Origin of the sequence: Variovorax sp. V116, from assembly GCF_041154435.1 — a bacterium.
GTDB lineage: Bacteria > Pseudomonadota > Gammaproteobacteria > Burkholderiales > Burkholderiaceae_C > Variovorax > Variovorax paradoxus.
The window spans coordinates 3,637,866-3,662,138 of sequence record NZ_AP028661.1 but is presented as its reverse complement, the minus strand read 5'-3'; the positions used below and the strand labels follow the sequence as shown (position 1 = coordinate 3,662,138).

The 24,273-nt window shown below is 68.9% G+C and carries 20 protein-coding genes; 6 read left to right on the top strand and 14 right to left on the bottom strand.

Going from position 1 to position 24,273, the window contains the following annotated elements; all coding sequences use genetic code 11:
- Positions 1-8: 8 nt before the first annotated feature.
- The 6 genes from ACAM58_RS17400 to ACAM58_RS17375 all read right to left on the bottom strand — a co-directional run bounded on the left by ACAM58_RS17400 (position 9) and on the right by ACAM58_RS17375 (position 6,974).
- Positions 9-620 (bottom strand): PadR family transcriptional regulator, encoded by a 612-nt coding sequence (locus tag ACAM58_RS17400; protein ID WP_369663148.1) that lies wholly within the window; start codon positions 618-620, stop codon positions 9-11.
- A 98-nt stretch (positions 621-718) separates the two neighbouring features.
- A complete protein-coding gene (locus tag ACAM58_RS17395) occupies positions 719-1,609 on the bottom strand; it encodes a 2OG-Fe(II) oxygenase (protein ID WP_012748679.1) in 891 nt (296 codons plus the stop codon).
- 4 nt (positions 1,610-1,613) lie between these two features.
- Complete coding sequence (locus ACAM58_RS17390) at positions 1,614-2,222, bottom strand: hypothetical protein (protein WP_012748678.1); 609 nt, start codon at positions 2,220-2,222, stop codon at positions 1,614-1,616.
- Positions 2,223-2,239: 17 nt separating this feature from the next.
- Positions 2,240-3,670, bottom strand: coding sequence for a cytochrome c peroxidase (locus ACAM58_RS17385; protein ID WP_012748677.1), 1,431 nt, complete (start codon positions 3,668-3,670; stop codon positions 2,240-2,242).
- Positions 3,667-5,940, bottom strand: a complete 2,274-nt coding sequence (locus ACAM58_RS17380) for an alkaline phosphatase family protein (RefSeq protein ID WP_012748676.1) — start codon at positions 5,938-5,940, stop codon at positions 3,667-3,669. Before ACAM58_RS17380 ends, ACAM58_RS17385 begins: the two co-directional genes overlap by 4 nt.
- Before the next feature lie 206 nt (positions 5,941-6,146).
- Positions 6,147-6,974, bottom strand: a complete 828-nt coding sequence (locus ACAM58_RS17375) for an HDOD domain-containing protein (RefSeq protein ID WP_012748675.1) — start codon at positions 6,972-6,974, stop codon at positions 6,147-6,149.
- 390 nt (positions 6,975-7,364) lie between these two features.
- Between ACAM58_RS17375 and ACAM58_RS17370 the strand changes: the two genes are divergently transcribed.
- Both ACAM58_RS17370 and ACAM58_RS17365 read left to right on the top strand, forming a co-directional pair.
- Positions 7,365-10,688 carry an EAL domain-containing protein gene (locus ACAM58_RS17370; protein WP_369663147.1) on the top strand — a complete coding sequence of 1,108 codons (3,324 nt, stop codon included), beginning with the start codon at positions 7,365-7,367 and terminating at the stop codon, positions 10,686-10,688.
- A 72-nt stretch (positions 10,689-10,760) separates the two neighbouring features.
- A complete protein-coding gene (locus ACAM58_RS17365) occupies positions 10,761-11,390 on the top strand; it encodes a hypothetical protein (RefSeq protein ID WP_012748673.1) in 630 nt (209 codons plus the stop codon).
- A 51-nt stretch (positions 11,391-11,441) separates the two neighbouring features.
- On the opposite strand, the gene ACAM58_RS17360 is transcribed toward ACAM58_RS17365, so the two are convergent.
- The 3 genes from ACAM58_RS17360 to ACAM58_RS17350 are packed head-to-tail and all read right to left on the bottom strand — an operon-like array spanning position 11,442 to position 14,805.
- On the bottom strand, positions 11,442-12,758 hold the full coding sequence (locus tag ACAM58_RS17360) for a sulfatase-like hydrolase/transferase (protein ID WP_012748672.1): 1,317 nt from the start codon (positions 12,756-12,758) through the stop codon (positions 11,442-11,444).
- Positions 12,759-12,772: 14 nt separating this feature from the next.
- Positions 12,773-13,765 (bottom strand): Bug family tripartite tricarboxylate transporter substrate binding protein, encoded by a 993-nt coding sequence (locus ACAM58_RS17355; protein ID WP_012748671.1) that lies wholly within the window; start codon positions 13,763-13,765, stop codon positions 12,773-12,775.
- A 35-nt stretch (positions 13,766-13,800) separates the two neighbouring features.
- Positions 13,801-14,805, bottom strand: a complete 1,005-nt coding sequence (locus ACAM58_RS17350) for a Bug family tripartite tricarboxylate transporter substrate binding protein (protein ID WP_369663146.1) — start codon at positions 14,803-14,805, stop codon at positions 13,801-13,803.
- 105 nt (positions 14,806-14,910) lie between these two features.
- Between ACAM58_RS17350 and ACAM58_RS17345 the strand changes: the two genes are divergently transcribed.
- A complete protein-coding gene (locus ACAM58_RS17345; protein WP_369663145.1) occupies positions 14,911-15,435 on the top strand; it encodes a MarR family winged helix-turn-helix transcriptional regulator in 525 nt (174 codons plus the stop codon).
- On the opposite strand, the gene ACAM58_RS17340 is transcribed toward ACAM58_RS17345, so the two are convergent.
- Positions 15,407-16,417: a tripartite tricarboxylate transporter substrate binding protein gene (locus ACAM58_RS17340; protein ID WP_012748668.1), complete on the bottom strand. Its 1,011-nt coding sequence runs from the start codon at positions 16,415-16,417 to the stop codon at positions 15,407-15,409. The genes ACAM58_RS17345 and ACAM58_RS17340 overlap by 29 nt on opposite strands.
- Before the next feature lie 125 nt (positions 16,418-16,542).
- Here ACAM58_RS17340 and ACAM58_RS17335 point away from each other — a divergent pair, with 125 nt between their 5' ends.
- Positions 16,543-17,511 (top strand): LysR substrate-binding domain-containing protein, encoded by a 969-nt coding sequence (locus ACAM58_RS17335; RefSeq protein ID WP_012748667.1) that lies wholly within the window; start codon positions 16,543-16,545, stop codon positions 17,509-17,511.
- Entirely contained in the window at positions 17,508-18,725 is a 1,218-nt protein-coding gene (locus ACAM58_RS17330; protein WP_012748666.1) for a DUF418 domain-containing protein, read from the top strand. Before ACAM58_RS17335 ends, ACAM58_RS17330 begins: the two co-directional genes overlap by 4 nt.
- Here ACAM58_RS17330 and ACAM58_RS17325 read toward each other — a convergent pair.
- Entirely contained in the window at positions 18,698-19,321 is a 624-nt protein-coding gene (locus ACAM58_RS17325; protein WP_012748665.1) for a LysE family transporter, read from the bottom strand. The genes ACAM58_RS17330 and ACAM58_RS17325 overlap by 28 nt on opposite strands.
- 107 nt (positions 19,322-19,428) lie before the next feature.
- Between ACAM58_RS17325 and ACAM58_RS17320 the strand changes: the two genes are divergently transcribed.
- The gene (locus ACAM58_RS17320; protein ID WP_012748664.1) at positions 19,429-19,887 is read left to right on the top strand and encodes an Lrp/AsnC family transcriptional regulator; all 459 of its coding nucleotides are present in this window, start codon (positions 19,429-19,431) and stop codon (positions 19,885-19,887) included.
- 19 nt (positions 19,888-19,906) lie between these two features.
- Here the strand turns inward: ACAM58_RS17320 and ACAM58_RS17315 are convergent, their stop codons facing one another.
- From ACAM58_RS17315 to ACAM58_RS17305, 3 genes are read right to left on the bottom strand one after another with little or no spacing between them, the layout of a single operon-like run.
- Complete coding sequence (locus ACAM58_RS17315; RefSeq protein ID WP_012748663.1) at positions 19,907-20,968, bottom strand: mechanosensitive ion channel family protein; 1,062 nt, start codon at positions 20,966-20,968, stop codon at positions 19,907-19,909.
- Complete coding sequence (locus ACAM58_RS17310) at positions 20,968-23,208, bottom strand: FUSC family membrane protein (RefSeq protein WP_012748662.1); 2,241 nt, start codon at positions 23,206-23,208, stop codon at positions 20,968-20,970. The genes ACAM58_RS17315 and ACAM58_RS17310 overlap by 1 nt, the downstream gene beginning before the upstream one ends.
- Entirely contained in the window at positions 23,208-24,269 is a 1,062-nt protein-coding gene (locus ACAM58_RS17305) for an inositol monophosphatase family protein (RefSeq protein ID WP_012748661.1), read from the bottom strand. Before ACAM58_RS17305 ends, ACAM58_RS17310 begins: the two co-directional genes overlap by 1 nt.
- Between the last annotated feature and the right edge of the window lie 4 nt (positions 24,270-24,273).

Genomic DNA, 24,273 nt, shown 5'->3' with positions numbered 1-24,273 from the left:
GAAGAAGTTCAGATGCGCTCTAGCTGTTGAGCGGCGCTGTCGAGCACCGCGGCGAAATCGTGGGCTTGTTGTTCGGTGAGGGGGGTGCCCGAGAGGCGCATGCGCATCGCGAGCTTGAGGTTCTCGATGGCGCGCGTGACCTGCGGCGGGCGGCCGCCGCGCGGACCGGCGCCGTCGACGCCGCCGCTCATGCGGGCCATCATGGCGTCGGCCGTGTCGCGGTTGGCGGCCAGGAATTCCCGGCCGCTGGCGGTGATGCTGTAGCGCTTGCGCCCGCCGGTGTCGGCCATCTCCACGCTCAGGTAGCCCATCTCCTCGAGCAGCGTGAGGGTGGGGTAGACCACGCCGGGGCTGGGCGCGTAGCTGCCGCCCAGGCGGTCTTCGATAGCCTTGATGAGCTCGTAGCCATGGGCGGGCTTGTCGGCGATGAGCTGCAGCAGCACGAAGCGCAGGCCGCCATGGCCGAACACCCGTCCGCCGCCGCGTCCGCCGCGGCCTCCGCCGTGCATGCGCTCTTCGCCGCCGTGGCGGCCACGGCCGCCCGAGAGGCCGTCCTCGTGTTCGCCGCGCGGAGAGTGGCAGTGGTGAGAGTGGTGGTGGCCGAAGCGGAAATGTCGCATGATCGATGCCTTCTCGATGTGTATCTGACTTATTTTAGATATATCTAAATAAAAGTCAAACCGATACGCATCCGAATGCCCCGAGGGGCGCGTTGCCCTCAGGGGCGCGGCGCCTGGGCGGCGGCCACGAAGCGCCGCTGCCGCATCCATTTGGTCGCCACCCACTTCTCTCCGCTCAGCACGGGCGCGCCCGCGTGCAGCGATGCGTGGTCCACCTGGCCGAGGCTGTTGCAGTACTCGAAGTACACCGCGCCGCCGCGTTGCGGCGACACCGACCACCCCGTCTCCGGAAACACCGTTTCGCCGCCTTCTTCCACCTCGTTGAGGTAGGCCACGAGCGTGCTCACGCGCTGGCCGCTGCGTTGCAGCGAGGCCTGGTTGGCGGCGTTCGACGGCACCAGGAAATCGAAGTGCGGCAGGCTCTGCGCGCCGGCCGGGTAGTGCAGCACCTGCAGGCCTTCGCCGTTTTCCACCGGCAGGTTCATGAGTTCGGACAGGCGTTCGTCGAGCCGCGCGACGAAGGCGTTTTCGCGCAGCCGGAAGAACATGCCCAGGCTGCTGCGCTGTGCCCCCAAGCGGTTGCGTCCGGTCAGCGGATCGACGCTGGTCGAGGGCGCGAGCCGCGGCCGGGCCAGTGCGATCAGCGCCTCGCATTCCTCGGCGCTGAAGACGTCGCTCAGCACCGCGAGGGCCGGCTGCGCCGCGCGCGCCGCCACGCGCACAATGCGGTCCGCGGTGCGGATCGATGCGCCCGGCGGCAGCCGCGATGCTTCGTGGCGGTAGGCCGGCGCCACCGTGACCGAATCGGTCGGCAAGGGGCCCGCGGTGCGCAGCGCGAACACGAAGGCGTCGACGATGGCCTTGGCCGCATCAGGCGGCATGTCCTGCGTGCGCATGGCCTGCACCACCTGCGCGGGCGTGCAGCCCTGGCGCAGGTTGTGCAGCACCCAGTCGCTCAGCGCGGGCGAAAAGCGCAGCACGGCATCCATCGGGTCAGATGCCCTCTGCAGCCCAGCCAGTGGGCGTGCGCCTGAAGTTCTGCTTGAGCTGCATCGTGCCGGCACCGCGCACCACGCGGTCCACCATCGGAAAGACCCTCTGCGCGTCGGCATCGCCGGTCCACGGTGCGGCATCGATCCTGTAGGTGTAGGTGACGGCGACGGCGGACGCGTCCTTGGCCGCTTCCCAGCCCACGATCCTGTCGAGCGTCAGGTGGGCGGCGCAGAAATCGCCCTGCGGCTCGCGCGCGTGGAAGTATTTCTTTCCTTCGTCGGTCAGCGCATAGCGCGTGACGGTGACCTGGGTGGGCTGCTCGCCTTCCCTGGCTTCCCCGACCTGGGCCGTGGACGCGCTCACCAGCCCCAGGTGCTCCAGCACCGGCATCTGCACGGCGTTGCGCGCGCGCGTGCCGGCTTCGCGCTGCGGCACGTCGATGGGCCAGCGGGTCTTGCCCAGGCACAGGTCGCCCTTGGCCGCGAGGTAGGTGTTCATCGCGGCGGTCAGGTCCTGCAGATTGGCCTGGGGCTGCTGCGGGCCGCAAGCGGCGAGCATGGCGAGCGCGGCCGCAGCCAGTGCCGTGGGGATTTTTCTGTTGTTGTTCATGGAAGAGGGAGAAGGGATCAGTTGGCGCAGGCACCGGGCTTCGCGGGCGCCGCGGGTTGGGTGTCCGCGTCGCTCAGGGTGTGGAGGAAGCAGACCAGGTCGCCCATGTCCTGCTCGGACATGGGGGGCGCCGAGCCCGCGGCGCGGCCGTCCATCGGCAGTTGCGTGTCGATGTTCGATGCGTAGGCAGCCGGCAGGTCGTCGTACTTTTGCACCTTGCCGCCCGTGTACTGGGTGGTGACGAGGCCGTAGGCCGGAAAGCCGGGGTCGTTCTTCGCCTTCGGCGTGCCGCCCACGGTGGGATACCAGAGCTCGGGCTGCGTGTCGCGCGTGTTGTAGAAGCGGACGACCTGTTCCAGCGAATGCATCACGCCGTTGTGGAAGAAGGCCGTGCGCGTTGCCACGTTGCGCAGCGTCGGCGCCTTGAACATGCCGCAGAAGCCGTTCGCGGCACTGGGCGCGGCCGGCGCGTGGTCGGTGCGCATCGGGCCGCACACGCCCATGTCGAAATACTGCAGGTTGCCGTTGGCGGGAATGCCGGCGTTGCGCGGCACGCCGATGGCCTCGTAGGAGAAGTCGGTGAACAGCGCGGAGCTGCCGCCGAGGCCCGCGCCCTGGTAGTGGCACGAGGCGCAGTTGCCGGTGTTCGGATTGGTGAACACCTTGAGGCCGCGCCCTTCGGCGGGCGTGAGCGCACCGCCGATCTTGTTGCCCGCGTACAGGTCGAACTTGCTGCTGTACGGATGAAAGCTCTTGTCCTCGAGCTGGTAGGCCTGCAAGGCCTGCAGGGCATTGGCGAAGGCCGCGTCGCTGTCGTCGAAGGCCTTGGCACCGAAGGCCTTGGCAATGAGCGGGGCGTAGTCGGCGGCCTGGAGCTTCTTCACCACGTCGGCGCTGCTGGCGTTGGCCATCTCGAGCGGGTCGAGCAGCGGGATGCGGGCCTGGGCGGCCAGCGTGTCGGCGCGGCCGTCCCAGGCCAGCCCGCCGCCAGGGCCCGGCACGCTGACGCCGTCGGGGTTGTCCAGCAGGTCGGCGTAGGGCGGGGTCACGTCCTTGTAGCGCAGCGAGGGCACGGCGCGCAGGCCGGCCCGGTCCATGTGCGGGCCGCCGAGCTGCACCGAAAGACCGTTGGCCGGCGCGTGCGCATGCGCCGGGTCGTGGCAGCTTGCGCAGGACATGGCGCCGGAGCCCGAGAGGTTCTTGTCGAAGAACATCTTCTGGCCCACCTGCGCTGCAAGGCTCAGCGTGCTGGAGAGCGCGGGCGGCGTCGCTGCGGCACCGGCAGCCGCGGCGGCCGCAACCGCACCCGGCGGCACGGCGGCAGAGCCGCTGCCGTTGCTGCCGCCGCATGCAACCAGCAACGCGCCCGCGCCGAGCGCCGCCAGCGCGAGCCGACCCGCGCGCGCCGCCGCCGCCGGCCCTTTCGGGCCTGAACGGCGCAGCCTCATTGCTTCAGCGACCAGACATTGAGCTGGTTGGCGTCCGGCCCGACCTGCGCCGTGGTCGACACGTCGCCCGACTGCTTCTGCGTGTAGCCCGCCGGAATCACGAAGGCATGGTTGATCGGCCGCACGCTGTCGAAGTGCGTGTCCGCGCTGCCTGCGTATTCGGGCAGGTTCACGATGTTCTGGGCGATGAAAGCCTCGGTGTACTTCGAGCGGTTCATGTACGTGCCGTCGACCGCCGGGTCGGCCAGCTGGAACATGTCCTGCAGCGTGCGCACGAACGAGAAGTGGCTGTAGGCATCGCTGTCGGACACGCCCTTGGGCGCGCCAGCCTGGTTGGTCAGGATGCCGAAGATGCTCTCGCCGTGGCCGCGGTTGCCCTTGGTGTAGTTGTTGATGCTCGCGTCCACCGACCAGCTGCCGTCCGCGTTCTGCTTGACCGGATTGGCGACCGTGCTGTTCGACACGTTCCAGCCGCAGCAGGAGTTGAAGCCGCTGGTGGCGCTGCCCTCGTCGAACATCAGCACGATGGCCACGCGCTTTTGCGGGTTCTGCCACAGCGGCGAAGCCTGGATGCGCTTGACCGTGTAGTCGACGTAGTTGTCGCCGCGCGTGATGATCGGCGAGACGGCGCTGGTCGACACGTTGTTGGCCACGCTGGCGCAGTCGCTCGCGGTGCCGACGCCGCCTGCGCCCTTCACGCTGATGCCGTGCATGTCGTCGCACTGGTCCGGCACCAGGAAGTTCAGGTTGCCGACGTTGCCGCTGGCCAGGTCGGTGCCGAGCTGGTCGTAGTCGTAGCTGGCGGGAATGGCGTAGTCGGTGCTGTTCTTCAGCGCCGCGTCCCACTGGCCGCCGCCCATGGTGCGGTTGCTGTACTTCCATTCGGGCGCGCTGCGCACGTTCTGGTAGGCCATGCCGGGGTGGTGCTTGGTCTTGTACAGGCCGCCCGGCAGCGGCAGCGTGAGCGTGGCGTCGCCAATGGCCGTGGTGTTGCCGCCCAGCGTGCCCGGCGCGTAGACGTTGTCCTTGGCGGTGACGGCGGCATCGGCCACGCTGTCGGTGCGGAAGTCCTGGCCCGGGTTCATCGATTCGCTGTAGGTGCGCCAGGTCAGGCCGGCATTGGTGATCGCATTGAACAGGTTCGGCCTGCCGACGATGTTGTGGTTCACCGCGGCGGCCTGCGTGCAGGTGGCTGCAAAGGGCGACTTGGCCAGGCCCGGCTGGGTGTTGTCGGGCACGGGCAGGTCCTGCACGGCGTTGGCGCCGGTGGCGTCGCAGTTCCACTGGCTGTCGTCCGTGATGCCCCAGTCGTCGGCGCCGCCCAGGGCCGTGTAGTTGGGCTCGCTCGGGTTGCCGGTGGCGTAGTAGCTCACCAGCTGGTTGCCGGCCTTCAGGTAGCCGTTGATCTTGGGCGCATAGGCCGAGTTCAGGATCGACATCGTGGCCTTGTTCTCGAGCATCACGATGAAGATGTTGTCGTAGCGCGGAATGCCCTCCACATTGAACGCCGCCTGCTGCGATTGCAGGAAGGTGATGGGCTTGCGGTTGTCCGCGACGCTCGCCGTGGCCGCGGTCACGCCGGCCATGCCTGCGAGGCGCGGATCGCCGCCGGGGTTGGCCAGCGCGTCGGGGAACTTGTCGCCGCGGTCGAGCTTGGTGGTGGCGTAGGCGAAGCGGTTGTTCAGCGCATTGGCTTCATTGAGCAAGGCGGCCTGCACGGCGCCGCTGGCGGCGTTGACGTCGCCGAGCAGGGAACCGACAGGCACGCCCAGGCGCGCGGCCAGGTTCTGCTTCTCGGCGGCATAGCTCGTGCCGTTGGCCTCGACCAGCCGCGCCACTTCGGAGGACAGCGGGCTGACCACCACGGCCGTGCCCTGTTCCTGCACTTGGTCGAGCATGACGCGCAGCACTTCGCGCGTGGCCACGTTGGTGTTGCTCGCGGTGTTCCTGGCGTTGGTGCCGATGTCGGCAATGAGTGCCGACGCGCCGGACAGCGACAGGCTGAACTTGCCGTTGGCATCGGTGACCGCGGCCGGCTCGCCGCTGTCGCAGCGGCCGTTGCCGTTGCTGTCCACGCAGACGGTGGCGCCGGCGTAGTAGCCCGGCGTGACCACCGGGTCGGTGCTGCTGCCGGGCTTGAAGGCGCTGGCCGTGAGGACGCCGCTGAAGGTGGTGCTGCTGGCCTGGTTCGCGGGCGGCGGCAGGAAGGCTGCCGGTCCGGCGCCGTGGCTGCCGCCTCCGCACGCGGCCAGCAGCGAGGCTGCGAGCATGCTCAGAGTGGGGTACAGCAAGCCGGATCTGATGTTTGGAATGGCTTTTTTCAATTCGTTCTTTCGACGTGGAAGGGCATGACGCAGCGCGGCGCGGCGCTGCGTCGGCACTGGGGGCCGCGAACGAATCTAGGTTTGCCCCGTGTCAGTCGAAAGGCAGAAGACTTAGCTGTGAATGAGCGAGGGCGGGGCGCCCGCCGCGGTGATCAGGCGATCATCGATTCCAGGTCGGACGCCAGCTCGCGTGGTGCCGGCATGTCCTGCATCACGTCTTCGGACAGGCCGATCGCGTCCGCCGGCTGGGCCGGCCAGACATGCTGCGCGTCGCCGATGCGCAGCCCTTCGCGTTCCAGCGCGACGCGCCAGACCGCCAGGTGCAGCACGCTGGCGAGCGGGTCGACCTGCTCGGCCTCCATCGGGTTGGCGAAGGAGGACAGGGCGCTGACGAACTCGGGCGCGAATTCCCAGCGGGCGGCCAGCCGGGCGCCGACCTGGCCGTAATGGAAGCCGAACTTCTGCCGTTCGACCTCGAGCCGTCCCATGCGGTCGAAGGGGTGCGCGGCGTTGAGCTCGGCCATCGGCTGCTTCATGGCGCCGGCCATGATCAGGTGGCCGATGGCGTGCATGCTGCCGACCGTGAAGGCCAGGCTCTGGTCCACACGGCGCGTCTTGCCCGCGAGATAGCGGGCCACGGCGGCCACGCGCAGGCTGTGCGACCAGAAGGCCGGCAGGTTCACGCCCTCGACCTTGCGGAAGGTGCCCGTGAGGCCGGAGCTCACCACCAGGGAGCGGATCGAGGAGAAGCCCAGCAGCTGGATCGCGTCCTGGATCGACAGGATCTTGCGGCGCAGCCCGAAGTACGGCGAATTGGCCATGCGCAGCACGCGGGCCGTCAGCACCTGGTCGAGCTCGATCTTGCGTGCCACCACGGAAACCGCGGCGTCCTCGTTGCGAAGGAGCTCGATGAGATCGAACACCACCTTGGGCACCGTGGGAAGCAAGTGGCTGTCGGTAAACAGTTCGTCCAGGGTCATGGCGATCTCGGGCTGTAGTTTTTTGCTGCCCGGGATTGTCCTGCAACCTTAGTGTTACATGTTGATGTCTTCGGAATCGGGCCGGTTCCCGCGGCCTGGTTGCAGACTTCCTGCAACACCGATGCGGCTGCGCGCTGGTCCGCGCGGTGGCTACCCCGGGCGCGTAAGTAGATGTTTCTCCGCGGGGTGTTTGATCCATCTCAACACGGCCCGCGGCCGCGGCGCGCAGCATGGTTTTCCCGTGCTCTCACCCTTGTCGAGACAAATCGCGTGACGTTCTCGCTCCGGCCATATATATTTCGCGGACGATACAACCTGTTGCGTTCTCTGTCGTGCCGCGCTGCTGCACACGGAACCGACCGGCCTGTGCCGACGACAGGATCAAATCCGATGTCATCGTCCATCTGGGTCAGGATTCGCTTGCCGCTGGTGATTTTCGCGGCTGGCACGGTGCTGTCGATCGCCCTCGGCGTCTCCGCCCGCCAGGAGATCGGGCGCAGCGCCCAGGCGCGCTTCGACGCCACCGCCTTCGATCTGGCGCGCAAGGTCGAGGCCCGCTTCGATGACTACGTTGCCGTCCTGATCGGATTGCGTGCGCGATTCAACACCTCCGAGACCGTGACGCGAAGCGATTTCAGGGACTACGTCGCGGGGCTGGACCTGGCGCGCGCCTACCCCGGTTTCCAGGCCGTCAACTATGCGCCCCGCATCACGGTCAACGACAGGCAGGCCTTCGAGGAACAGGTCCGCCGCGATGCCAGCCTCGACACCGGCGTTGCCTCCAGCTTCGCCATCAAGCCGCCCGGTGAGCGGGACACGTACTACCCGCTGATCTACATCGAACCGCAGGCCGGCAACGAGAGGCTGCTCGGCAATGACCTGGGCGCGATGCCCGACAGGGGAGACGCGCTCGAGCAGGGGCGCGACACCGGCGGGCTCGTCACGTCCGGCCGCAAGGTCCGCATCGCGGGCCGCGAGTCCGACATCGGATTGGCGATGCGGCTGCCGGTCTACCGCCCCGGGCAACCGCTCGATACGCTCGAACAGCGGCGCAGTGCCTATATCGGTTCGGTCGGCTCGGGCTTCAGCGTCGCAGGGATGTTGAGCGACGTGGTGGGTACCGACGCCATGAGGACGCTCCGGTTGCGCCTGATCGATGCCGGGCCGAGCCGGGGAGCGATCGGGACACGGGTCGAGACCAGGTTCGTGACGACGGCCTCGTTCGGCGAACGGCAATTGCTGTTCGACAGCGCGGCCCTGGCCAGGCCCGCTGCCGCACCTGCGCGCAGCCTGGAGCGCATGCTCGGCTTCGAGTTGGGCGGCCACTCCTGGCTCGTGGAAGTCGGCCAGGACGAAAACCAGGTCTTCGGCCCGCTCGACAAGGCGATCCCGTGGTTCATCGTCCTTGGCGGCCTGGCCACCAGCATGCTGCTTGCCGGCATCGTCTTTTCGTTGACCACCGCACGCAGCCGAGCCCAGATCCTGGCGAACGAGATGACCCGCCACCTGCGCACGAGCGAACGGCAGCTGGAGGAGGCCCAGCACCTGGCAAGCCTGGGCAGCTGGATCCTCGATCCCGAAACCGGAGCCCTGCAGTGCTCCGAAGAAGCCCGGCGCATCCTGGGCTTCGAGGCCGGCCACTTGCGGCCGGAGCTGCCCGCGCTGCTCTCGCGTGTTCCGGCCGCAGAACGCCCCGCGGTCGAACAGCAGATCGCGCAGGCCTCCCGGTCCATGGAACGCAGCGAATTCGAGCATCACCTGTGCCTGCCCGACGGCACCGAGCGCTGGCTCCACGTCATCGCGCAGTCGGCCGAAGAAGACGGAAAGACGATGGTGCGCGGCACCGTGCGCGACGCCACGCGGCCGCGCAAGGATGCGTTGCGCCAGGGGCTCGAATACAGGATTGCCCGGCTGCTTGCCGGCGATGGCAGGGCCGAGACGGTGATCACCCAAGCGCTGGAAGCCCTGTGCACCGACCTGCGCTGGGACTGCGGCGCGTTGTGGAGCGTTGGCGAGGACGGCGTGGTTCGCTGCGCCGCCGCCTGGCATGCCGACCACATTCCCCCGGCGGTGCGGCAATTCGCCTCCGACAGCCGGTCGTTCGAATACCGGGCCGACGAAGGCTCGCTGGGCCGCGCCTGGAAAACCGGCGGCATCGTGCAAATCGACGTGCTGGCGGCTCCGGGCCATTTCGCGCGCGATGCGATGGCCCGCGAGGCCGGGCTGGCCGTCGGCATCGTCGTGCCGATGGCCGTTACCGATTCGATCACGGCGCTGGAGCTCCTTGGCTCCAATCCGTACGCCATCGACGCCCAGACGCAGGAGTCGCTGCGTGTGATCGCCTTGCAGATCGCCCAGTACAAGCAGCGCAAGCAGGCGGAGAGAAGCCTTCGTTTCATGGCCAGCCACGACGGACTGACCGGCCTGTTCAACCGCGCTGCGCTGCAACACGAGCTTGCTCGCGCCATCAAGCGCAGCAACCGCCATCAAAAGCAGTTCGCGGTGATATTCGTCGACCTGGATCGCTTCAAGCACATCAACGACACGCTGGGCCACGGCGTGGGCGACGAGATGATCAAGATCTGCGGCGAGCGCCTCACGGCGCTGCTGCGCGAGGCGGATGTCGTGGCGCGTTTCGGTGGCGATGAGTTCGTGCTGCTCCTGGAGAACCTGTCCAGCGCAAACGATGCCGCGGGGCTCGCCGAAAAAGTGCTGGCCTGCTGCGCCGAGCCTTTCTTCCTCGCGGGGCGCGAACTGCACGTCAGCGCCAGCGTCGGCGTGAGCATCTATCCGGACAACGGCGCAGACGCCGAAGCGCTCTTGAAAAATGCCGATACGGCGATGTACCGGGCCAAGGAAAGAGGCCGCAACACCTTCCGGTTCTACGCCGCGAAGATGAATGCGCAGAATACCGAACAGCTGATGCTCGAAAGCGCGCTGCGCCATGCCTTGGAGCGTGGCGAGCTCGAAATGCACTACCAGCCGAAGATGGATCTGCAGACCCAGCGCATCGTCGGTGTCGAGGCGCTGATGCGCTGGCACCATCCGATCCTGGGCATGATCCCGCCGGTGCAGTTCATTCCAATCGCCGAAGAACTCGGCCTGATCGTGTCCTTGGGCAAATGGGCGCTGGAGAGGGCTTGCGCCGATTCGCGTTCGTGGCAGAAATACGGTTTGCCGAAGGTGTTGATGAGCGTCAATCTATCGCCGCGCCAATTCGAAAGCCGCACGCTCATCGCCGACATCCAGGCTGTCCTGGAAGCCTCGGGGCTGGAGCCGTCGCTGCTGGAGCTGGAGATCACCGAAGGCGCGGTGATGGCGAATCCCGAGCATGCGGCGAAGTTGCTCAGGGCGATCCGGGACATGGGCGTCGGCCTTGCGATCGACGATTTCGGAACGGGCTATTCCTCGCTCTCCTACCTCAAGCACTTCCCGCTGTCGACGGTCAAGATCGACCGCTCCTTCATCAACGACCTGTCGCAGGACGCCGACGCGCGGGCGCTCATCGACGGCATCATCACCCTGGCCCACGGGCTGCGGATGAAAGTGGTCGCCGAGGGCATCGAGACCACGGCCCAGCTCGATTACCTGCGCAGCCACGGTTGCGACGAGGCCCAGGGCTATTGGCTGTGCAAGCCCGTGCCTGCCGACGAGGTGCGCAATTTCATGGCGCGCCACCTGCGCAACCAGTTTGCTCCATCGGAGGCGGCCTGACGGCCGAGTTCCTGAAGCAATCGTCACCGGGCACGTTCGCTCGGACCTTCCCGCAACTTCACAGGAGCATTCATGATCCATTCCACCCAGCGCAAGACACTGGAGCAGACGATCGCCGCCATCGAGGCGATCGACCTCACGCCGATCAAGTTCAAGGCCTGCCGCAAAGAGGACGGCTACGGCTGGTCGGCCGGCTACGCGGACCAGATGGAGGTGGCCTACAAACGCTACCTGATACTGCACGCCAGGCACCCCGAGCTGACGCTCGCTCCCGAGCAGGACGTCGACCGCTTCTGGCACATGCACATCCTCGACACGAGAAAGTACGCGGCCGATTGCGAAACCACTTTCGGCTACTTCCTGCACCACTTTCCGTACCTCGGCCTGCGCGGCGAGGAAGACGCCAAGGCGCTGCAGGCGGCCTTCCTGGAGATGCAGCGCCTGACCGCCGAGGAATTCGGCGAGCCGGCGGCCGCAGCCCGATACGCGCCGGGCAAGGATGCGCCCGCATGGTGCTCGCTCGAGGCGGGCAAGCCTGCAGCCGCATGGTGTTCGCTCGAGGCGGGCAAGCCCGCAGCGGCATGGTGTTCGCTCGAGGCGGGCAAGCCCGCGGCCGCATGGTGTTCGCTGGAGGCGGGCGCTGCCTCCGCGTCCGAGCTGGCCGCTTCTGCTCGCAGGGCCTCGCTTGGCGTGAACAGGTGAAGGATCGGCGAAGGGACGCGGCGGCGGGTCCGCCCGTTCCCTCGCCTGGGTTCAGCGCTGCGGCATGTCCTTGACCGAGTAGCCCAGGCTCACCGTCGCATCCTCCGGAATTGAAGGCATGGTTGCGTTCCAGGCCAGCCAGTCTTCCCGCATGGCCGCGAGCCGCTGCGGCTCCTTCTTGCCCAGGTTCGCGCGCTCGCGCTCGTCGGCCGGAATGTTGAAGAGGTACTCGTTGCCGTCGACCTTCAGGTACTTCCAGTCGCCGTCGCGCATGGCCTGCTGGCCGCGGTGGTTCATGCGCCAGTGCAGCGGACGGCGGAAGCTGTGCCTGGCGTCCTTCAGCACGGGCATCAGCGACACGCCGTCCAGCGGGTAGTCCGCATCGGCCTTGACGCCGGCCGCATCGAGCATGGTGGCGGACCAGTCCATGGTCATGCACAGCTGCCGGCTCTCGCCGCCCTTGGCAATCACCGCGGGCCAGTGCGCGATCCATGGCACGCGGATGCCGCCTTCGGTCAGGTCCATCTTGCCGCCCACCAGCGGCCAGTTGTCGGAGAAGCGCTCGCCGCCGTTGTCGCTGGTGAACACCACCAGCGTGTTGTCGGCCATGCCGTGCTTGCGCAGCGCGGCCATGATCCAGCCGATGCCTTCGTCCATGTGATGGATCATGCGGCGGTACACGTGGATGTTGCCGCCGGCCAGGTCGAACAGGTTGTCCTTCACGAGCGGCGCCTTGTCGGCGTCGTCCCGCGTTTCCCAGGGCCAGTGCGGCGCGGTGTAGTGCAGGCTCAGGAAGAAGGGCGCGTCCTGCTTTGCCATGCGCTCCACGTAGTCGACGGCGCGCTTCGAAAGGATGTCGGTGAGGTAGCCCTCTTCCTGCTTGTCTTCCTCGCCGAACCACAGGTCGTGGCGGCCGGTGGAGTCGCAATGCGTGAAGTAGTCGACGCCGCCCGACATCGGCCCGAAGAACTCGTCGTAGCCCGAGCGCAGCGGCCCGAAGGTGGGCGGATAGCCCAGGTGCCACTTGCCGATGAGCGCGGTCTGGTAGCCGCCGGCCTTCAGCAGCGAAGGCAGCGTGGGATGCTCGGTCGGCAGGCCGAGCGTGGTGCTGCCGCGGCTCTTGCTGTTGATGGGCTCCTCGGCCGCGCCGCGCAGCCGGTACTGGTAGCGCGCGGTGATCATCGCAAAGCGCGTGGGCGAGCACACGGGCGAGTTCGAGTAGCCCTGCGTGAGCTTCAGGCCGTTGGCCGCCAGGCCGTCGAGCACGGGCGACACGGGGCCGAAGGCGGCGTCGCGGCCGCCGTAGCAGCCGAGGTCGGCATAGCCGAGGTCGTCGGCCACGATGAAGATGATGTTGGGTCTGGTCATGTCTTTTGGAAAGGTCAGGGCTGGTAGCCGGACTTTTGCACCACGGGCGCCCATTGCGCCTTGTAGGCCTTGAGCATCGCCGCGGTCTGCGCCTGCGTGCTCACCACCGGCGTCATGCCGGCGTCCTTGAACTTGCGCTGCGTGTCCGCATCCTGCATGACCTCGCGGATGGTGGCGGCCAGGCGCTCGGCCTTGGCCTTGGGCATGCTGGCCGGCGCAAAGAAGGTGTTCCAGCCGGTGGCGGCCAGGTCGAGGCCGGCTTCCTTGAAGGTCGGGATGTTCGGCGCGAAGGGCGAGCGCTTGTCGCCCGAGATCGCCAGGATGCGCAGCTTGCCGGTGTCGTGCAGCGGCAGCACCACGTCCTCGGTGTCGACCGAGATGGGCACCTGGCCGCCGATCAGGTCGTTCAGCAGCGGGGCCGAGCCGCGGTAGCCGATCACCTGCGTCTGCACCTTGGCCTTCTCGCCCACCATGAGTCCGAAGAAGTGCGGCAGGCTGCCGGTGGCCGGCACGCCCACGTTGGCCTGGTTGGGGTTGGCGCGCATCCACGCCAGCAGGTGGTTGAGTTCGCGCACCGGCAGCGTGGGCGACACCGACAGCGCGAAGTTGTAGCTGTTGACGTGCGACACGGGCACGAAGTCGCGCTCGGGGTCGTAGTTGTTGTCCTTGAAGACGAGCGGCGCCACCACCATCACGGCCGGGTTGGCGAGCATCAGCACGTTCTGGCTGGCAGGCGTGTTCCTGGCCTGCTGCGCGGCCAGGCGGCCGCCGGCGCCGGGCTTGTTGTCGACGACGACCGGCACGCCCAGCCTCGCGCCGAGCTTGTCGCCCACGATGCGCGCCACGCGGTCGGTGGCGCCGCCGGGCGCGTAGCCGACGACGATGTGCAGCGGGCTGTCGAGCGCCTGTGCGCCCGCGCTGGCGGGCACGGCGGCGATGGACGCCATGAAGCCGGCTGCGGCAAGCAGCGCGGCAAGGCGGCGGGTGATGGGGGCGGTCTTGGGCATGTGGGGGTTCCTCCTCGGTTCGTTCGTTCGGTCGTTCAGTCGGTGGCCTGGAAATTCACGGCCTTCATGATGCCCGCCCAGCGCGCGGTGTCCTCGCGCATGGTCTTGAGCAAGGCCTCGCTGCCGTCGGCGATCGGGTACATGCCGTTTTGCAGCAGCAGCTGGCGCACCTCGCGGGCATTGACGGCGCGGGTGAATTCGGCGCGCAGCTTGTCGATGACGGGCTGCGGCGTCTTGAGCGGCGCATAGTAGGCAAACCAGGCGGTGGCCACCACGTCCTTGTAGCCGGCCTCGACGAAGCAGGGCAGGTTGGGCATGAGCGGCGAGCGCTTCTCGCCGCTGGTGGCCAGCACCTTCGCGCGGCCCGTGGGCAGCATCTGCTGCGCGCCGCCGACGGTGTCGAAGTACACCGGCACGGTGCCGCCCATCAGGTCCTGCCGCGCGGGCGTGGAGCCGCGGTAGGGCACGTGCACCATCTTGAGCCCGGCCGCGCGGTTGAGCATCTCGCCAAGGAAGTGCGAAGGCGTGCCCGCGCCGTAGGAGCCGAAGCTCAGCTTGTCGCCCTGCGCCTTGGCCCAGGCGATGAATTCGGCCAGCGTGTTGGCGGGCACGTCCTTGTGGACGGTGAGCGCCAGCTCGAAGCGCGCCGCGTTGATGATGGGCACGAAATCCTTGATCGGGTCGTACGAGAGGCTGCGGTATGCGCTCGGGAACATGGTCATCATGCTGGCCGTTCCCAGCAGCAGCGTGTGGCCGTCGGGCGCGGCCGTCTTGACGGTTTCGGCCGCGATGCGGCCCGCCGCACCCGCGCGGTTGTCGATGATGAGCGGGCCCAGCGCATCGCGCACCTGCTGCGCGATGGCGCGCGTCAGCACGTCCTGCGTGCCGCCGGCGGGCACGCCGATCAGCACCTTGATCGGCTGGCCGGGCCTGAAAACCTGGGCCTGCGCGTCGAGCGCGAGGGGTGCCAGGGCGAGTCCGCCCAGCGCGGCAAGTGCGCGGCGGCGGTCGAGGCTCAAGGAAAGGGGCGTGCGGGGCATGGGGCGGTGTCTCCGGGGTCTTATAGGGTTGGCGTTGGATCCCGAAGGACTTTAGAGACGCTACATTCGATTGATCTAATCAACCATCCCCCGGACTAACCCCGAATGACCGTGCCGCGCCGTTCGCCCGACGACCTGCTGCTGTACCGGCTCGCGCGGCTGATCGGGGTTGCGGGCAGCATGGTGATCCGGCTGTGCGAGGGCCGCTTCGGCATCACGCGGCGCGAGTGGCGGCTGATCGCGGTGCTCGCGAGCCGCGGCGAACTGGGCTCCTCGCAGCTGGCCGAGCACGCCCAGCTCGACCGCGCCCGCACCTCCAAGACGACCGGTTCGCTGGTCGAAAAGCGGCTGGTCTCGCGCGTGGCCCGCGCGGGCGACCGGCGGCAGGTGCTGCTGGGCCTGACCGAGAGCGGGCAGGCGCTGTACGAGGAGCTTTTTCCGCTGGTCACCCAGATCAACGCCGAGCTGATGGAAGCGCTCGACAAGGAAGACGCGGCGCGCCTGGACGCATTCCTGGACCGCCTGCAGGCGCAGGCCGAGCGCATGGTGCAAAAGGCCGTGCTGCCCAAGGCCGACCGCGGGCGCCGCGGCGCGGGCGGCATCAGTCCACCTTCATCCCGGTCGCCTTGACGATGCGGCCGTAGCGCGCCTGGTTGGCTGCCAGGCGCTCGGCCGCAGGTGCGCCGGTCTCGCCGAGCGCCACCATGTCGAGCGAAGCGAGGCGCGCCTTGACCTCGGGCAGCGCCAGCGCCTTCTGCAGCGACTGGCGCAGCAGCTGCACCACGGGCTCGGGCGTGGCGGCCGGCACCATTGCGAGGTAGAGCACCTCGAATTCCAGGTCCTTCAGGCCGAGCTCGCCCACCGTGGGCACCTCGGGCAGCAGCGGCGAGCGCTGGCGGCCGGTCACGGCCAGTGCGCGCAGCTTGCCGGCCTGCACCTGCGGCAGCAGGCCCGGCGTGGCGAGGATGCCGGCCTGCACCTCGCCGCCCAGCAGCGCCATCACGGCCGGCGCATTGCCCTTGTAAGGCACGTGCGTGATCCGGGCGCCGGTCGCGGTCGAGAAGATGCCGGCCGCAAGATGGCCCGGGCTGCCGTTGCCGGCGGAACTGAAGGTGGCGGGCTCGGCCTTGGCCTGGGCGATGAATTCCGGCAGCGTCCTGGCCTTCACGGCGGGCCCGACGCCGAAGCTCAGGCCCGAGGAGCTGAAGATCATCAGCGGCTTCAGGTCCCTGGCCGCGAAGGGCATCGACGCGTACAGGTGCGGGTTAATGGTGAAAGTGCTGTCGATGCTCAGCAGCACCGTGTAGCCGTCGGGCGGGCTCTTGGCGACGAGGTCGGCGCCGATGTTGCCGCCGGCGCCCGGCCTGTTGTCGACCACGAAGGGCTGCCTGAGCTCCTTCTGCAGCACGTCGCCCAGCGCGCGGCCGAGGATGTCGAGCGGACCGCCGGCCGGGAAGTTGGTGATGAACTTCACCGGCTTGGCGGGGTAGGCCGCGTCGGCATGCGCGGCCGGGCTGCCGAGCGCGAGGCAAAGCGCAGCGCAGGCGGCGGCGGCAAGGGCCAGGCGGCGCGATGCGCCCGGGGCGTTCTTCTTCGAGAAACCGGTGGTCATGTCTTTGCTTGTCTCCGTATCGGGGGCCACTCTAGAAGGCGGAAGCGGCCCGCACAACTGAAAGCTCTTCTGCCAGCTATTCCTTCTGGTTATATTTGGATGGCCGCTCCACAGGGAAGACACCCATGTCAGCCATGAACAACTTTGCACGCCTCAAGCTGCGCCACCTGCAATGCCTGGTGATGGTGGCGCAGGAGCGCAACCTCGTGCGCGCGGGCAAGGCCCTGGCGCTCACGCAGCCCGCGGTGTCCAAGACCATCGCCGAACTCGAGGAGATCGTCGGGCGCCAGTTGCTGCTGCGCCGCCGCCGCGGCGTCGAGCTCACGCCGGCGGCCGAGGTGCTGGTGCGCCATGCCGTCTCCGCGCTGCGCGGACTGCGCGAAGGCATGGGCCTGGCCATGGACCAGCCCGAAGCCGACCAGCTGCGCGTGGCCGTGGGTGCCCTGCCCAACATGGCGGCCAACCTGCTGCCCGAGGCCGTCGCGCGGCTGTATGCCTCGCACCCGGCGCTGCGCGTGCGCGTGGTGAGCGGCACCAATGCGCAGCTGATGACGCAGCTGCGCCAGGGCGAGATCGACCTGGTGCTCGGCCGCCTCGCGCAAGCCTCGGCCATGGCCGACCTGGCGTTCGAACAGCTCTACAGCGAACCGCTGCTGCTGGTGGTGCGACCCGGCCATCCGCTCGCCGCGCGGCGCAGGCCCACGCTCGATGCATTGGCCGCCCATCCGCTGGTGCTGCCGGTCTCGGGCACGCTGATCCGGCACACGGCCGATGCCTTCCTGATCGCGCAGGGCATGGCGCTGCCCAGCCGGCTGGTGGAGGCGACGGACACCAGCTTCGTGGTCGGGCTGCTGCAGCGCTGCGATGCGGTGTGGTTTGCGCCGCAGGGTGCCGTCGAGGGCTTGATTGCACAGGGCGCGTTGAAGCGCGTGGCCATCGACACCTCGGGCACCGAAGGGCCGGTGGGCTTCACGGTGCGGCGCGGCGGCGAAGCGGGCGAGGGCGCGCGGCTGCTGGTCGAGGCGATCCGCGGCATCGTCGCGGCCGCGGCGCGCGGCAACCTGGCCAATGCCGGCATCGGGAAACCCGCATGAACACCGCTCCGGGCGAACGCCAGCAGATGGTCGATGCGCTGCGCGGCTTTGCGCTGCTGGGCATCCTGGTGGTCAACATCGCGAGCTTTGCATCGACCTACTACGGCCTGGGCATTCCCGATCCGATGGCCGTCTCGCCGGCTGACCGCGGCGCCTCGTTCGTGCGGGCCCTTGTGTTCGAGAGCAAGTTCTACCTGCTGTTCTCGTTCCTGTTCGGCTACAGCTTTACGCTGCAGATGCGCGCGGCCGAGCGCGACGGCAAGCCTTTCGTGCCGCGCATGGTGCGGCGGCACTTCGGGTTGTGGGTCCTCGGCGTGGCGCATGCCGTGCTGCTCTACTACGGCGACATCCTCACCGCGTACGCCGTGCTGGGCGCCGTGCTGCTCATGCTGCGCAGGCGCGGCGATGTGTTCCTGGCGTGCGCGGCCATCGCGCTGGTGCTGCTCACTTCATTGCTGTGGGCCGCCGTCGGCCAGATGTACACGCACATGGACATGCTGATGGCCACGCAGGCGGCCTACGCCGAAGCCGCCGCGGCGCTGGCCGCCTACCGCGCCACGCCCGCCATGGTGGTGGTGCAGCACTTGCGCGATCTCTCGCAGACCTGGTGGATCACGGCGCTGGTGCAGGCGCCCGAGGCGCTGGCCATGTTCCTTGCGGGCTTCATCGCCGGCAAGCGCGGGCTCCTCGCGCAGGCCGAAGCGCATCGCACGCTGTGGTGGCGCGTGTTCTGGTGGGGGCTTGCCCTCGGCCTGCCGGGTGCGCTGGCCTACGCCTGGCCGACCCTGCGGCTGAACGACCCGGTGCGCGACATCCAGGGCCTCGCGCTCACGCTGCTGACGGCGCCGTTCCTGTCGGCTGCGTATGCGGCCGGCCTGCTGCTGGTGTTCCAGGGCCGGCGCGGCCGGTGGCTGGCGCAGCTGCTGGCGCCCGCGGGCCGCATGGCGTTGTCGAACTACCTGCTGCAATCGGCGGCCTGCGCGTGGATCTTTCTGGCCTACGGGCTGCGCTGGATCGGAACCGTCGGGCCGCTGGCCACGTTTGCAATTGCCTTCGCGATCTTTGCGGGCAACCTGGCGCTGAGCCACTGGTGGATGCAGCGCTTCGCCTACGGCCCGGCGGAGTGGCTGCTGCGGGCGTTCACCTACCTCGAGCGCCCGCCGCTGCGCCGGCGCCGTCATGCGGATCAGCGCGACAGCAGCGCCGAGAGCTGAAACACCGCAAAGCCCAGCAGCAGTGCGCCCGACAGCCGGTTGATGGACTGGAGCACCTGCGCACCGAGCCTGTGCCGCACCATCGACACCACGGTCGACAGGCCCAGCCACCATATCGCCGACCCGAGGAAAACGCCCGCCACCATCGTCACGGCAGCGCCGCTGCCGCTGCTCGCATGCCCGGTGCCGATCGATGCGAACACCGCGACGAAGGACAGGATCGTCATCGGGTTCGCGAGCGTGAGCATGAACACCGACAGCATGGCTTTCAGCGGCGTGGCAGCGTCCTGCGCGGCGCGGGCCTGGGTGGCGGCCGGCGCACGCAGCAGCTGCACGCCCATCCATGCCAGGAAGGCCGCGCCGCCGAGCGCCAGCGGCACGCGCGCCGCCACCATCGACGAGATCACCGCCGACACGCCGAACGCGCCAATGGCGCCGTAGCACGCATCCGCCAGCGCGGCGCCGAGGCCGCTGAGAAAACCGATGGCACGGCCGTGCGCGAGCGTGCGCTGGATGCAGAGCAGCCCGATGGGGCCCACGGGTGCGGCGATCGACAGCCCGATGACCAGGGCCTTGAGGAAAAGAGAAAAGTCCATGCCTTCGATTGTTCGGCGCCACCTTCATGGTGAGAATGACGGAATTCAGGCGCGCAGCGTGCCTGGCCTGAAATCGGAAGTGAAATTCCCAACTGCACCTTAGATTCATGGAAATCGACTCCAAGAACTGGCAAATCCTCGACGCGCTCCAGCAGGACGCGCGCACCTCGCTGACGGCGCTGGCGCGGCAGGTGGGCTTGTCCGTGCCCTCGACCTCGGAGCGCGTGAAGCGGCTCGAGGAGGCCGGCGTGATCGAGGGCTACCGCGCGGTGGTCCCGCCGCGCAAGGCGGGCTACACGGTAACGGCGCTGATCGGCATCACGACCGCGCAGCCCGACAAGGCCCGGCTGCTGAAGCTGCTCGACGGCCGGCGCGAGGTGCTCGAGTGCTTTCACGTCACCGGGCAGGATTCCTATGTGCTGAAGGTGGTCGCGCGGGACATCGAGCATCTCGAGGCCTTCGTGAGCAGCATCAACCACCTGGGCGAGACGCGCACATCGATCGTCATGTCGGTGCCGATCCCGGCGCGCGCGGTGGCGGTGCCGGCGGGCGCCGTGCCCGGCTGAGGCGCTGCGGCGCGCTGCGTCAGGCCGCCGCCGCGCCCTGGAGCGGATCGGCCTCGATGCGCATCTTCGGCAGGAACTGCGGGTACTCGCGCTGCATGAAGTCGAGGAGCCCTTCGCGCACGGTGCAGCGCAGGTCGAAGGCCAGGCCCGATGTGGCGGCGGTGCACAGCACGCGAACCTGCATGCTGCGCTCGGTGGCGTCGGTCACGCGCATGTTGAAGAAGCGGCCGTCCCATTCGGGCGCCGCCTTCACGATGCGCTCGACCTCTTCGCGCAGCGGCGCGAGCGGCATGCCGTAGTCGACGTAGACGAAGACGGAGCCCAGCAGCTGCGAGGAATGGCGCGTCCAGTTCTGGAACGGCTTCTCGATGAAGTAGCTGAGCGGCAGGATCAGGCGCCGGTCGTCCCAGATCTTGAGCACCACGAAGGTGCCCGTGATCTCCTCGACGCGGCCCCATTCGCCCTCGACCACCAGCACGTCGTCGATGCGGATCGGCTGGGCCAGCGCGATCTGCAGCCCGGCGATCAGGTTGCTGAACACCGGCTTGGCCGCGAGGCCCGCCACGATGCCGATCACCCCCGCGGAGGCCAGCAGGCTCGCACCCACCTGGCGCGCGCCCGGAAAGGTCATGAGCATCATCGCGCCGCCGGCCACCAGCACCACCGACATGGCCGTGCGCGCGAGCACGCGCGTCTGCGTGAGCACGCGGCGCGCCTGCAGGTTGTCGGCAACGTCGGAGGGATGCTGCGCGAGTACGCCGTCGGCAAAGCCGCTGATGGCCCGCACCGCGAGCCAGGTGGTCGCGGCGATCAGCAGCAGGCCGTTGAAATGCCGCACGCTGCCAAGGAAGCGCAGGTCCTCGGGCGCGGCCTGGAAGATGAGCAGCAGCGCCACCAGCGGCAGCACCAGCCGCGCCGGTGCGTTGCAGTTGACCACCATCGCGTGCACCGCGGGCGCGGGGCGGGTGATGCGTTTCAGCACAAGGCCGCCGATGCGGTGGACCAGGAGAGCGAGCGGGACGGCGACGAGAACGGCAATCCAGGTGCCGAACCAGGGGTGGGCAAGTATCTCTTGGGTCATCAGGCGGGGGTCGTGGCTGCTTCTGTTGTCTCGTCCAGGTGTTGAAGGATGCGCGCCGCGTCGTCGCGCAGCTGCGTCGAGAGTGCCGTGGCCAGGTCGAGCCGGCGCAGCAGCCAGGGGCTGATGTCGTTGTCGAACGGGTCGGGCAGGGGAATCGGGCCGCCCACGGTGGTGGAGCCGGTGCTTTCAGGGAGCGAGGGGCCGGTGGTCGGCGCGCTGCCGATGGCGGCCTCGATGCGCTGCGCGGTGCGCGCGAGCGGGCCTTCGATCTCGGCGGCCGTGAGCCGGTCGCGCCTGAGCACCAGCATCGACTTGACGGCGCTGAGCTGCGCGAGCAGCTGATAGCTGTGCGCCTGCAGGTGTTCGAGCGGCTCGAGCGGCGGCTGCACCGCGCGCGGCTCCGACAGCGAACGCTGCGTGGCCTGCACCAGCGCCGAGAGGCTGTCGTAGGCCTCGCGGCGCGCGAGCCGCCATTCGAGCTCGGGGCTGCTGTCGACGGCCTGCAGCTGGCCGAGGCCGAGCGCCAGCCGTGCATGGCGCGCCTGCGCGGTGAGCGTGCGCGCCACCAGCGCCGGAATCTGCCCGCGCTCCCACGAGGGCAGCACATAGCAGAAGCCCCAGGCCAGCGCGGCGCCGATCAGCGTGTCGGCAATGCGCTCGAACAGCGCGAAGATGGGCGCGGCGCCCACGTTGAGCATGTGCGCCTGCACCAGGCCCAGCACCGTGGCCGCCACCGCCGTGATCAGGTAGCGCCGCACCGCAAAGCTGTGGGCAATGGCCTGCGCCACCGTGAGGATGACCAGCAGCGCGAGCGGCGACGGATGCGCCGAGAGCAGGCCCACCGCGAGCACGCTGCCCAGCAGCGTGCCGGCGACGCGGCTGTTGCGCCGTTCCAGCGTCTGCGAAAGGCTGCCGCGCAGCACCACCACGATGGTCAGCAGGATCCAGTAGTCGTGCGAACCCCAGGGCAGCGACACCGCAATCGTGTAGCCGGCCGCAATGGCCAGGGCCGCGCGAATCGCGTGGCGCAGCGGCGGCGCGTCCCAGCGCCACAGCGCGAGAAAGGGCCGCAGCGACCAGTCGGTCGGGCTCACGAACATCTGCCAGTTGGCGCGCACCACCGCAAGATTGGGCTCGGCATCGCCGCGCGCCATGGCCGACAGGCGCAGCACCTCGTCGTTGATGTGGCCGATGCGGCTGGCCAGGCCGCGCGCGAGCATGGCGGCGTTCGGGCCCGGCAGGCCGTGGCTGGCGATGTGGTCTTCGCCCGAAAGATGGATCGACGCGAGCCGCGGCCGCCGGTCGGCCACCGCCTCGGGCTGGCGGCCCATCAGCAGCGCGTCGCCGAGCGCGGTGGTGTCGTCGGCCAGCTCCTCGAGCACGCGGCGCATCTCGATGAGCGCCTCGGCGTGCGCGGGATGGCTCTTGAGCGCGTCCAGGTCGAGCTCGCTCGCGAGCAGCTGGTCGCGCATCTCGAGCACGATCACCAGCATGGCGGCCAGCCGCTGCCGGCGCGGGGTGCGCGGCGATTCGAGCACGATGTCGCGCGTGGCCTGCAGCTGGTCGGCCAGCGCGGCCTGTTCGCGCAGCAGCCGGCCCAGCAAAGGCGCGGGGGTTTCGCGGATGTCGCTGGTGTCGTCGCGCGGCGTGAACTGGCTGGCCTCGGTGCGCATCAGCGCGGCCAGCGAATACAGCACGTCCGAGACCGACTGCACGCGAAAGCGCGAATTCAGCGCATGGTTGGCGAGCGTGGCCCAGATCACGTAGAGCCCGGCGCCGATGCCGAAGTGCCAGGTGCGCTCGAGCGCCTCGGCCATGCCGCTGGGTGCGGGCGTGGCCATCGAGAAGATCATCGAGAACATCACCGCGATGGCAATGGGGATGCCGCGCTTGCCCCATGCCATCGCCAGGAAGGCGACGAAGGTGGCGGGCACCAGCACCAGGCCCAGGCGGATGGGCGCGGCGTGCAGCAGCTGCACCAGGAAGAACAGCGGCAGCCCGATCAGCGGGGCCGGCAGCATCTGGAAGAACTTGCCGCGGCGCGGGCCGGGCAGGTCGGGCGGGGCCGTGACGATCACGCCCACCGCGGCGGCCGAGGCCGCGACGGCGCCGAGCCACAGGTGCGCGCCGGCCGAGATCACGAGCAGGCCGAGCGCGACGGTGAGGCCGCTGGCGACGTACTGGCTCAGCGCAATGCGCAGCGCCGCACGGAAGCGGAGGGCGGCGCCTGGCCCCTGCATCACTTGGCGGAAGCGTCGCCTTCGGGGGAGCCGCCGCCCGCGGGCGCGTCGCGGCGCACGCGCGTGAGCTTGCGCGGCACGGGCGCGGCCGGTGGGGCGGCGGGAGCGGGCGCCTCGCCGTCGAGCGGCGCGGCCGTCAGGTCGGTCACGGTGCTGCGGGCGTACAGGTCGACCGATTCGTCGGCACCGGGCCGCGCGGCGGCCGACACGGCGCGCACGCGGTCGCTGGCGCGCATCTTGTCGTCGATGCCCGCGAACTTGGAATATTTGGAGAGCAGTGGCACCAGCTGGCCGTAGATGCGCGGTGCGCCGGCCAGGCATTCGCGCTGCTCGAGGAAGTCGGGCTCGCCCGTGAAGTTGCCGATCAGGCCGCCGGCCTCGGTGACCAGCAGCGAGCCTGCGGCCACGTCCCAGGGGTTGAGGCCGGTCTCGAAGAAGCCGTCGGTGAAGCCGGCCGCCACGTAGGCGAGGTCGAGCGCCGCGGCGCCGGGGCGGCGCAGGCCCGCCATGCGGGGCATCATGTCGGCCATGATGGCCAGGTACTGCTTGAAGTTGTCGCCGCTGCGGAACGGAAAGCCGGTGGACACCAGGCATTCGCTGAGCCGGGTGCGCTTGGAAACGCGGATGCGGCGCTCGTTCATGTAGGCGCCGCGGCCCTTGGTGGCGGTGAACAGGTCGTTGCGGCTCGGGTCGTAGATGACCGCCTGCTCGATCTTGCCGCGCACCGACAGCGCGATGGACACGCAGTAGACCGGAAAGCCGTGGATGAAGTTGGTGGTGCCGTCGAGCGGATCGATGATCCAGACGTAGTCGGAATCCTTGGCGCCATGCTCGGTGCCCGATTCCTCGGCCAGGATGCCGTGCCCCGGATACGCGCCAAGCAGCGTTTCGATGATGACCTGCTCGCTGGCGTGGTCGACTTCGGTGACGAAGTCGTTGACCTGCTTTTGCGAGATGCGCACGGCCTCGACGTCGAGGGCGGCGCGATTGATGATGGCGCCGGCGGCGCGTGCGGCCTTGACGGCCACATTGAGCATGGGATGCAGGTTGGGGGACGACATTCTG

What these genes read in the sequence shown, in the direction of transcription:
- ACAM58_RS17400 (WP_369663148.1), bottom strand. Translation starts at nt 620, where the DNA reads ATGCGACATTTCCGCTTCGGCCACCACCACTCTCACCACTGCCACTCT.
- ACAM58_RS17395 (WP_012748679.1), bottom strand. Translation starts at nt 1,609, where the DNA reads ATGGATGCCGTGCTGCGCTTTTCGCCCGCGCTGAGCGACTGGGTGCTG.
- ACAM58_RS17390 (WP_012748678.1), bottom strand. Translation starts at nt 2,222, where the DNA reads ATGAACAACAACAGAAAAATCCCCACGGCACTGGCTGCGGCCGCGCTC.
- ACAM58_RS17385 (WP_012748677.1), bottom strand. Translation starts at nt 3,670, where the DNA reads ATGAGGCTGCGCCGTTCAGGCCCGAAAGGGCCGGCGGCGGCGGCGCGC.
- ACAM58_RS17380 (WP_012748676.1), bottom strand. Translation starts at nt 5,940, where the DNA reads ATGCTCGCAGCCTCGCTGCTGGCCGCGTGCGGAGGCGGCAGCCACGGC.
- ACAM58_RS17375 (WP_012748675.1), bottom strand. Translation starts at nt 6,974, where the DNA reads ATGACCCTGGACGAACTGTTTACCGACAGCCACTTGCTTCCCACGGTG.
- ACAM58_RS17370 (WP_369663147.1), top strand. Translation starts at nt 7,365, where the DNA reads ATGTCATCGTCCATCTGGGTCAGGATTCGCTTGCCGCTGGTGATTTTC.
- ACAM58_RS17365 (WP_012748673.1), top strand. Translation starts at nt 10,761, where the DNA reads ATGATCCATTCCACCCAGCGCAAGACACTGGAGCAGACGATCGCCGCC.
- ACAM58_RS17360 (WP_012748672.1), bottom strand. Translation starts at nt 12,758, where the DNA reads ATGACCAGACCCAACATCATCTTCATCGTGGCCGACGACCTCGGCTAT.
- ACAM58_RS17355 (WP_012748671.1), bottom strand. Translation starts at nt 13,765, where the DNA reads ATGCCCAAGACCGCCCCCATCACCCGCCGCCTTGCCGCGCTGCTTGCC.
- ACAM58_RS17350 (WP_369663146.1), bottom strand. Translation starts at nt 14,805, where the DNA reads ATGCCCCGCACGCCCCTTTCCTTGAGCCTCGACCGCCGCCGCGCACTT.
- ACAM58_RS17345 (WP_369663145.1), top strand. Translation starts at nt 14,911, where the DNA reads ATGACCGTGCCGCGCCGTTCGCCCGACGACCTGCTGCTGTACCGGCTC.
- ACAM58_RS17340 (WP_012748668.1), bottom strand. Translation starts at nt 16,417, where the DNA reads ATGACCACCGGTTTCTCGAAGAAGAACGCCCCGGGCGCATCGCGCCGC.
- ACAM58_RS17335 (WP_012748667.1), top strand. Translation starts at nt 16,543, where the DNA reads ATGTCAGCCATGAACAACTTTGCACGCCTCAAGCTGCGCCACCTGCAA.
- ACAM58_RS17330 (WP_012748666.1), top strand. Translation starts at nt 17,508, where the DNA reads ATGAACACCGCTCCGGGCGAACGCCAGCAGATGGTCGATGCGCTGCGC.
- ACAM58_RS17325 (WP_012748665.1), bottom strand. Translation starts at nt 19,321, where the DNA reads ATGGACTTTTCTCTTTTCCTCAAGGCCCTGGTCATCGGGCTGTCGATC.
- ACAM58_RS17320 (WP_012748664.1), top strand. Translation starts at nt 19,429, where the DNA reads ATGGAAATCGACTCCAAGAACTGGCAAATCCTCGACGCGCTCCAGCAG.
- ACAM58_RS17315 (WP_012748663.1), bottom strand. Translation starts at nt 20,968, where the DNA reads ATGACCCAAGAGATACTTGCCCACCCCTGGTTCGGCACCTGGATTGCC.
- ACAM58_RS17310 (WP_012748662.1), bottom strand. Translation starts at nt 23,208, where the DNA reads ATGCAGGGGCCAGGCGCCGCCCTCCGCTTCCGTGCGGCGCTGCGCATT.
- ACAM58_RS17305 (WP_012748661.1), bottom strand. Translation starts at nt 24,269, where the DNA reads ATGTCGTCCCCCAACCTGCATCCCATGCTCAATGTGGCCGTCAAGGCC.